This is a genomic window from uncultured Mediterranea sp. (genome assembly GCF_902493215.1).
Taxonomy (GTDB): Bacteria; Bacteroidota; Bacteroidia; order Bacteroidales; family Bacteroidaceae; genus Bacteroides.
Genome location: NZ_CABUOL010000037.1, coordinates 1 through 5,571 on the forward strand (window position 1 = coordinate 1; position 5,571 = coordinate 5,571).

Here is a 5,571-nt window from a genome sequence, read left to right on the forward strand (position 1 = left end):
TAGAGCACAACCTTGCCAAGGTTGGGGTCGCGAGTTCGAGTCTCGTTTTCCGCTCACAAAAAAGAGGTCCGACAAACATCGGACCTCTTTTTTATTTTCTCCAACTGGAGAAAAATTATTTTCCAACTGGAAATTCTCAGTTTTCCTTCTTTTCCAATCCCAGCCCTACGAGCATGCCGTCGTAGCTTTCGGCCAGCGAACCGATGGTCTGCAGGGTGCTGTTGCTGCTTTTGCTGGACAGGTAGGTGAGCAGCTGAAGCAACTTGTCGGCGTTGAACAGCAGATCCATGGAGCCGGAAGTGCAGTTTACCTTGGCGTTCAGTCCGATAATCTTGGCGAACTTCAGGTTGACCTTCTGTGTGGAGGCGTCGTAGGAATAGGTGCCGTTCAGCGGTTTGGAGCCTACAGTAGCTGTGAGGGTGCTGTCGGCGTTGAACGTGAACGACAGCTTGCCGGCGGTGATGCCTATCTTTTCCAGCTGTTCGTCGAGCTTCTTTTCGACGGTCGATGCGGCTACCGCTCCGCCTGCCTTCTGCAGCAGGTTGTCCGATTCGAATTCCAGGGCTGAGCCTGTAAAGTTCCACGTGCCCGTCATTTGTACTGTCTTGTTGTCGGTGACGGCGTTGACCACTTTCTCGATGTTCTCTTTGTTGAACAGGTCTTTCAGTGATTGTGCGCGGCTGCCGGCAGGGACGGCCAGCAGGAAGAGGGCTGTGCAGCCCAAAACATTCAATTTCTTCATAATTCTTTTCCTTTCATCCTTTTATTTGTCGGTTAATGGTTTCGATATAGTCCAGTATTTCCTTGCGTCCCTGGCGGCTTTCGGAAGAGGTGACGAAGCAGGGGGGCAGTTCTTCCCACTGTTCTTCCAGCTTCTTCAAATAGCTCTCTACGTTGGCCTTCAGCTTGCCGGCCTTCAGCTTGTCGGCTTTGGTAAAGACAAGGGAGAAGGGGATACCGTTCTCGCCCAGCCACTCGATGAACTGCAGGTCGATGGGCTGCGGTTCGTGGCGGCTGTCTATCAGGACGAAGAGGCTTGTCATTTGGGGGCGTTGCAGGATGTAGCTTTCGATGATGTTCCTGATCTGTTCCTGTCCCTTGAAGCCGCGCTTGGCGTATCCGTATCCGGGGAGGTCGACAATGTACCAGCTGCGGTTGATGAGGAAGTGGTTGATCAGCATGGTCTTTCCGGGGGTAGCCGATGTCATGGCCAGTCCTTTCCGGCCGGTCAGCATGTTGATGAGGCTCGACTTGCCTACGTTCGAACGCCCGATGAAGGCGTATTCAGGCAGGTCGCCTGCCGGACATTTACGTACGTCGGTGTTGCTGATGATGAATTCTGCATTGGTTATCTCCATAGTCTCTATCAAAAAAATTAGTGTTATACCCATTGCAAAGGTAGTACTAATTTGCGTATCTTTGCGCCCGCAAAGTGAAAGTTTTTAGCTATGAACGGACAATATCCATCGGTTTTGCTGGAAAAGGCAGTGGGCGAGTTTGCCAAGTTGCCAGGTGTGGGCCGAAAGACGGCCATGCGTCTGGTGCTTCATCTGCTGCGTCAGGACACGGCGACGGTCGAGGCTTTCGGGCGTGCCATCGTCACGCTGAAGCATGAGGTGAAGTATTGCAAGGTGTGCCACAACATCTCTGATACGGAGGTGTGCCGCATCTGCTCCAGTCCGCAACGCGACGCTTCCGTGGTTTGTGTGGTCGAGAATATCCGCGACGTGATGGCTGTAGAGGCTACCCAGCAGTTTCACGGGCTCTATCATGTGCTGGGCGGTGTCATCTCGCCGATGGACGGTATCGGTCCGAGCGACCTGCAGATAGACAGTCTTGTGGAGCGGGTCAAGGCAGGCGGCATCAAGGAAGTGGTGCTGGCGTTGAGTACCACGATGGAGGGCGACACGACGAATTTCTACATTTACCGCAAGCTGGAGAAGCTGGATGTGAAGTTGTCGGTCATTGCCCGTGGTATTTCGGTGGGCGACGAGCTGGAGTATGCCGACGAGGTGACACTGGGGCGGAGTATTGTGAACCGTACTCCCTTCAACGGTACTTTGTAGGCTGGTGTTCGATGTAGAATATACAATATTTATATTATGGATGAACTCATCAAGAAAGCCGTCCGGTTTCTCCGGGCGTTCTATATAGGTTTCTGGCTTCTGCCCGTATTGATTGTTGTGGCGGGTGAAACATTCGACAGCTGGGTAGGAGAATATGCCGGCGATGTGCGTACCACGTACTTTGCCGAGACGCTTTGCATCCTGCTGGCTGCTGTCTGTGTGCCGATGTCGCTGAAGTTGTTTGCCTGGGTGCTGCGGCGCAAGATTGATACGGCCGGCATGGGGCGTGCCCTTCAGCTTTATGTCTTCTGGAGCGGTCTGCGGATGGTGTTGCTGGCGCTTCCGGTGTTGGCGGGTTTCTTTACCTATTATGGGATGCTGAGTACGACGGGGTTGCTGTGCGGGCTGATTGCCCTGACGGCATCGTTGTTCTGCCTGCCGGGTGAAGATCGTATGCGGCGGGAGCTGCATATTGAAAACGGAGAGGAGGAAGGAGTATGAACCGATCTTTCTTTCAAGGTAGCCTGGTGCGTCTAAGGGCTATGGAGCCGGAAGATCTGGAGTTGCTCTACCGCATGGAGAATGATCCGGAAACGTGGGATGTGACCAACTTTACCGTGCCTTATTCACGGTATGTGCTGAAGCAGTATATCGAAGATTCCCAGTGTGACATGTTTGCCGACAAGCAGCTCCGTCTGATGATTGTACGTTGCGAGGACGATGAGGGGGTAGGTACGGTCGACGTGACCGACTTCGTGCCCATGCACCGGCGTGGCGAGATAGGGATAGCCGTCCGCAAGTCTTTTCAGGGGAAAGGATATGCTGGAGAGGCGTTGGCATTGCTCTGCGACTATCTGTTCGGTTTCCTGTTCATGCACCAGCTGACGGCCCATGTGGCGGTGGATAACGAAGCAAGCCGTCGTCTGTTTGCTTCATGCGGCTTTGTGGAGTGTGGTATACTGAAGGAGTGGTGGTTTGCCGGTGGTCAATATAAAGATGTAGTCTTGCTTCAGCGTCTGCATCCTTAATTGAGGCTGGGGGTCTGCGGAAAGCGCGACCATATTCTGTACTTTCCGCCCAGTTCCTTCATGGAGCTTCGCCACAAGTTGTCCGATCCTTTTTCATCCATCAGCGAACCGGTGTCCGTTTGCGACACAATCCAGGTGTTTTCCTTTATTTCCTGTAACAGCTGTCCGCTGTCCCAGCCCGAGTAGCCCATGAAGAACCGGATTTTTCCTTCGATGGACTGTTCGCGGTTGATGTATTCCTTGACGGCTTCGAAATCTCCGTTCATGTAAAGGCCTTTTTTTACCTGAAAAGAGTGGGGAATGTTCTGTAGTGTGTGTACGTAGAAAATGGTATCTGTTCCCAACGGTCCGCCCCAATAGATGGGAATCTGTTCCCGGCAGTGCAGGTCGTCGAAGATTTCAGTCAGCAGCAGGGGAGACAGCTTGTTCATGACGAGCCCCATGCTTCCTTCCTGGGTATGGTCAATCATCAGCACGACAGACCGTCCGAAGAACTTGTCGCAGAGAAACGGTTCGGAGATGAGTATCTTGCCTCGTGTGGGAAGTACATGGTTGCTTTCTATTTTGAATATATCTGTCTCGTTTGGCATGGCTCTAAGGTAAGGATAAATATTCAAATACGCAGCATGTTTGTATCTTTTTTTATAAAAAAAGTCTGAAAAAGGCGTCAGAGCAGGGTAGAGGCAGGCAAACCTCTTTCTGTTCTGACGCCTTTCTGTCTGTATCTGTCAGACGGGATGATTTTCGGCAAAGACAGCCATCCGTTCGTCCAGCAATTTATATTGGTGGTCCTGGATAAAGGATGTGCAGGCACGCAAACCTTCCTGTGAACTGCCGGTGGTAACCAATGATATGGCGCTTACACCATAATACATCAGTTCCTTGGCCAGTTCGCCGCTGGTCATGCCGGGGTAGCCGATGGTGAAGTAGAAGCCGTCGGCCACCGGTTCGCCCAAGTCGTTGTCGTAGACCAGGTGGAAGCCGTGACGCAGGAAGATTTCTTTCAGTTTTCGTGCCCGCTCACCGTATACGCTTACTTCTTTCAGAAAGTTGTATTGTCCGTCGTTGGCCGCTTTCAGCATGGCTGCCATAGCATATTGGGCCGAATGGCTCGTGCCCGACGAGAGGGCGTAGAGTACGCGATGGATGAAAACCGTACCGAAGGTACCGCCGCCGTAGCGTTCTGTCAGGCCCGGATAGGCGCGGTGGTACAGTTTGTCCGAGATGCAGCTCACTCCGATGCGCTGTCCGGCATAGCTGAAGGCTTTGGAACCGGAGATAAGCAGAATGTAGTAGTCGGTATAGTGGGCCACCGAAGGTTGGTAGGGAGGCTGGAAGGGCTGGCTCATGTCCTGGCGGAAATCCATGGCGAAATAGGCCAGATCTTCCAAGACGATGACATCGTATTGGGTGGCCAGGCTGCCGATGATGCGCAGTTCCTCATCCTTCAGACATACCCAACTCGGGTTGTTCGGGTTGGAGTAGATGATGGCGGAAATATTTCCCTTGCTCAGGTAACTTTCCAGCTTGTCCTTCAGCTTGTCGCCGCGGTAGTTGTACACGTCGAAGGTCTCATATTTTTGTCCCATTACAACCAGTTGCTGCTTTTGTACGGGGAAACCGGGGTCGATGAACAGGATGGTGTCTTTCTTGGGGTCGCATTGGCTGCAGGTGAGGAAGGAAGCGAATGTACCCTGCATGGACCCTGTTACGGGTACGCAGCCTTCGGGTGCAATGTCGACGTTGACAAACGCCTTGACGAAACGTGCCGCTTCCGTCTTGAGAGCCGGTAGTCCGTTGATGTCGGGGTACAAGCTGGCTATGCCGTTCTGGAGAGCTTTGATTTCGGCCTCTACGCCGACTGCCGATGGAGGAAGTCCGGGGACGCCCATTTCCATTTTGATGAACTCCACGCCCGATTGTGCTTCTGCCTGGGCGGCGATGGCTTTTACTTCACGGATGGTTGCTTTGGCAAAATCTGCCAGATGAAACTCGTCGATTGTACGGTCGATGATATCTCGTCGGATGGGTGTTGCTTTCATGATTTTACTGTTATTTTTGATTCAAGTACTAGTACAAAGGTAATATAAAAGCTGTATAATTGGCCTTTGAACGAAAAAAAAGAATTTTTTTTGGTAAAGCTATTGCAGAATCAAAAAAAAACTCTACCTTTGCAACCGCAATCGAGAGAGATAGCAACGAAACAACAGAATGGTGCGGTAGTTCAGCTGGTTAGAATACATGCCTGTCACGCATGGGGTCGCGGGTTCGAGTCCCGTCCGCACCGCCAGCTTACAAAGCAAAATTAGGAAAAGCTCTGATTTACAACAGAATCAGAGCTTTTTTCGTTTCCGGGCGTAAGCAGAATATAGCGTTTCTACGAAGTTTGTCAGGTGCAAATTCAGGGTCCTTTTTTAGGGATAATAAAAAAGCACCTGAAATGTATAATACTTCATTGATTATCATGTTTTTGCGTA

The 5,571-nt window shown here is 51.7% G+C and carries 7 protein-coding genes and 1 tRNA gene; 4 read left to right on the forward strand and 4 right to left on the reverse strand.

The features are described from left to right. Positions 1–136: 136 nt before the first annotated feature. Both RDO88_RS13340 and yihA read right to left on the reverse strand, forming a co-directional pair. Positions 137–742 (reverse strand): DUF4923 family protein, encoded by a 606-nt coding sequence (locus tag RDO88_RS13340; protein ID WP_307759820.1) that lies wholly within the window; start codon positions 740–742, stop codon positions 137–139. A gap of 13 nt (positions 743–755) precedes the next feature. Then, on the reverse strand, positions 756–1,358 hold the full coding sequence (gene yihA / locus RDO88_RS13345) for a ribosome biogenesis GTP-binding protein YihA/YsxC (RefSeq protein WP_307759826.1): 603 nt from the start codon (positions 1,356–1,358) through the stop codon (positions 756–758). A 90-nt stretch (positions 1,359–1,448) separates the two neighbouring features. Between yihA and recR the strand changes: the two genes are divergently transcribed. The 3 genes from recR to RDO88_RS13360 are packed head-to-tail and all read left to right on the forward strand — an operon-like array spanning position 1,449 to position 3,094. Then, positions 1,449–2,066: a recombination mediator RecR gene (recR, locus tag RDO88_RS13350; RefSeq protein WP_307759821.1), complete on the forward strand. Its 618-nt coding sequence runs from the start codon at positions 1,449–1,451 to the stop codon at positions 2,064–2,066. Between the two features lie 36 nt (positions 2,067–2,102). Beyond that, on the forward strand, positions 2,103–2,567 hold the full coding sequence (locus tag RDO88_RS13355) for a hypothetical protein (RefSeq protein WP_307759822.1): 465 nt from the start codon (positions 2,103–2,105) through the stop codon (positions 2,565–2,567). Continuing rightward, complete coding sequence (locus RDO88_RS13360; protein WP_307759823.1) at positions 2,564–3,094, forward strand: GNAT family N-acetyltransferase; 531 nt, start codon at positions 2,564–2,566, stop codon at positions 3,092–3,094. The genes RDO88_RS13355 and RDO88_RS13360 overlap by 4 nt, the downstream gene beginning before the upstream one ends. Here RDO88_RS13360 and RDO88_RS13365 read toward each other — a convergent pair. Continuing rightward, positions 3,091–3,684, reverse strand: a complete 594-nt coding sequence (locus tag RDO88_RS13365; RefSeq protein ID WP_307759824.1) for a YqgE/AlgH family protein — start codon at positions 3,682–3,684, stop codon at positions 3,091–3,093. The genes RDO88_RS13360 and RDO88_RS13365 overlap by 4 nt on opposite strands. Positions 3,685–3,822: 138 nt before the next feature. Continuing rightward, positions 3,823–5,136, reverse strand: a complete 1,314-nt coding sequence (locus tag RDO88_RS13370) for an aminotransferase class I/II-fold pyridoxal phosphate-dependent enzyme (RefSeq protein ID WP_307759825.1) — start codon at positions 5,134–5,136, stop codon at positions 3,823–3,825. 171 nt (positions 5,137–5,307) lie between these two features. On the opposite strand from RDO88_RS13370, the gene RDO88_RS13375 reads away from it, so the two are divergent. After that, positions 5,308–5,384 (forward strand) — tRNA-Asp (locus RDO88_RS13375). Positions 5,385–5,571: the final 187 nt, after the last annotated feature.

What these genes read in the sequence shown, in the direction of transcription:
- RDO88_RS13355 (WP_307759822.1), top strand. Translation starts at nt 2,103, where the DNA reads ATGGATGAACTCATCAAGAAAGCCGTCCGGTTTCTCCGGGCGTTCTAT.
- RDO88_RS13360 (WP_307759823.1), top strand. Translation starts at nt 2,564, where the DNA reads ATGAACCGATCTTTCTTTCAAGGTAGCCTGGTGCGTCTAAGGGCTATG.
- RDO88_RS13365 (WP_307759824.1), bottom strand. Translation starts at nt 3,684, where the DNA reads ATGCCAAACGAGACAGATATATTCAAAATAGAAAGCAACCATGTACTT.
- yihA (WP_307759826.1), bottom strand. Translation starts at nt 1,358, where the DNA reads ATGGAGATAACCAATGCAGAATTCATCATCAGCAACACCGACGTACGT.
- RDO88_RS13370 (WP_307759825.1), bottom strand. Translation starts at nt 5,136, where the DNA reads ATGAAAGCAACACCCATCCGACGAGATATCATCGACCGTACAATCGAC.
- RDO88_RS13340 (WP_307759820.1), bottom strand. Translation starts at nt 742, where the DNA reads ATGAAGAAATTGAATGTTTTGGGCTGCACAGCCCTCTTCCTGCTGGCC.
- recR (WP_307759821.1), top strand. Translation starts at nt 1,449, where the DNA reads ATGAACGGACAATATCCATCGGTTTTGCTGGAAAAGGCAGTGGGCGAG.